The organism is Oleiphilus sp. HI0079 (assembly GCF_001635105.1).
In genome coordinates this window covers 1-2,026 of record NZ_LWFT01001130.1, presented here as the reverse complement: position 1 = coordinate 2,026, position 2,026 = coordinate 1, and the positions used below count along the sequence as shown (strand labels likewise).

The following is a 2,026-nucleotide window of genomic DNA, read 5'->3' as shown; positions in this document are numbered from 1 at the left end:
AAACAGCTTTCCATCCTGGATTCTAGAAAAAGATGGTCACCGTACCTCGCTGCCTATTGACTATAAAGACCCAGAGACGGTCATCACCTCGGTGCTAAAAGCGTTCAAGTAAGTACCTAATATTTTTATAATCGGAACACTTTAATCTAAAAGTAGCGCTCTACTGTATCGTTTAGTTCACGCATAATAACCAGAAAAGAGCGAACAATGTCCTCCAACACACAACCAAACAAAATAGACACCTCCGGCATAGAACGCGCTGAGTTTAAAGAACTCGTTCGCATGACATGGCCGATGCTGATTGGCATTATCTCTTTAATGAGTTTTCAGTTGGTTGACTCTGTGTTTATCGCTCGTTTAGGTGTTGCGCCGCTCGCGGTCGTTGGATTTACAATCCCTATCTATCAGCTTTTATCGGCATTCAGGTCGGCATCGGCATTGCAACGACCGCGTTAATCTCGCAGCTTTTAGGGGCAAATAAGGAACAGCAAGCGAAGGAATTGGCCGGTCTTATTGTGCTAATTGGTTCCGTGGTGTTTGCCGTTCTCGCGCTCATCACTTGGCTGTTTCGTGCTCAGATCGTTCAAATGCTCGGCGGCACGCCAGAACTAATGCCTTATGTTGATGAATTTTGGGCGATTTGGCTTGTCGGCGCGTTCTTCGGTGCGTTTGTTTATTTCGGGTACAGTATATGCCGGGCTAACGGAAACACCTTACTTCCGGGCTTTGGTATGGTCGCAACGAGCCTAATCAATATTGCACTCGACCCGCTCTATATTTTTGTATTTGACCTTGGCCTCGCAGGCGCCGCTTGGGCAACACTTAACTCGTTCTTTCTTGGCGTGCTAATAATCTATCCCCAAATTTTTAAGCGTGGATGGATGATTTTCAGTCATATCTTCAATAACTTTGTTGAGAAAACACGCAGTATTTTAAGTATTGCGCTACCAGCGATGACGAGCCAACTTCTTCCTGCCCTATCATCGATGCTGGCAACCTACCTCGTTGCCTCTCATGGGACAGAGAGTGTTGCGGCTTGGGGCATGGGCATTCGAGTCGAATTTTTCTCCATCATTCTCGTGTTAGCGATGACCATGTCTTTGCCTCCGATGATCGGGAAGGCTTATGGTGCACAAGATTTCGGCCATATCGCCCTGCTTTTAAAGCTGGCGATAAAAAGCCTTGTTATCTGGCAGCTCGGCCTGGCCGTAATACTTTGGTTATTTGAGGCCCCGATTAGCCAAGCGCTAACAGGTAACCCGCAGATCGCAGAGATTGTAGGATGGTATCTAATGTACATTCCCGCTAGCTACGCCCTACTGGGCGTGTGTATGCTTTTGGTATCGGCGAGCAACGCAATCAGCCGCCCCATGGATGGCCTTAAAATATCGGTCGCACGTCTGTTTATCTGTTATGTGCCTTGCATGTACCTCGGATCGATCATTAACGATCTACCCGGCTTGATGGTGGGCGCAGCAGCAGGCAACATACTTGCCGGAATCGTTTCTATTTGGATGTTCCGCAGGGCATTTGCTCAAGCAAAGGCGAAACGACACGGCGTGTAAAATAGAGCAGTACGCAACGAAAAATGCGGCGAAAACCCCATTCAGAAAGGTAATTGGGAACAAGTATGATGCAAGATCAGGCGAGCAGTTACATCTTCATTTTACTAGCCGTGATTGTCGGCTTCTCACTCGCTTCTCAGGCGGGCATCAATTCTCAGCTTCGCGTCGGCCTTAGTACGCCGATTCAAGCGGCCTTTATTTCTTTTGCAATTGGCACAATCGTGCTCGGCTTAATTGCCTTAAAACAAGGCGAACCGTGGTTTATAAACGAAGGGTTTAACAACATTCCATGGTGGGCTTGGGCTGGCGGCGCTTTAGGCGCGTTCAATATCGCCATGAGCATTTACTTAGTTCCTAAATTGGGCGCGCTGGCGTTGGCGATCTCCATCGTAGGCGGTCAGGTCATCGCATCGCTGATTTACGATCAATATGGTTTGCTTGGTTACCCAAAAATTGAGTTG

The 2,026-nt window shown here is 47.8% G+C and carries 3 protein-coding genes; all 3 read left to right on the top strand.

Annotated elements, in window-relative coordinates:
* Nucleotides 1-207: 207 nt before the first annotated feature.
* The gene (locus tag A3750_RS26445; RefSeq protein WP_197475188.1) at nucleotides 208-456 is read left to right on the top strand and encodes a hypothetical protein; all 249 of its coding nucleotides are present in this window, start codon (nucleotides 208-210) and stop codon (nucleotides 454-456) included.
* On the top strand, nucleotides 387-1,565 hold the full coding sequence (locus A3750_RS20010) for an MATE family efflux transporter (RefSeq protein WP_197475189.1): 1,179 nt from the start codon (nucleotides 387-389) through the stop codon (nucleotides 1,563-1,565). Before A3750_RS26445 ends, A3750_RS20010 begins: the two co-directional genes overlap by 70 nt.
* Before the next feature lie 65 nt (nucleotides 1,566-1,630).
* A partial coding sequence (locus A3750_RS20005; protein ID WP_197475187.1) for a DMT family transporter occupies nucleotides 1,631-2,026 on the top strand: 396 nt, incomplete at its 3' end.

What these genes read in the sequence shown, in the direction of transcription:
- A3750_RS26445 (WP_197475188.1), top strand. Translation starts at nt 208, where the DNA reads ATGTCCTCCAACACACAACCAAACAAAATAGACACCTCCGGCATAGAA.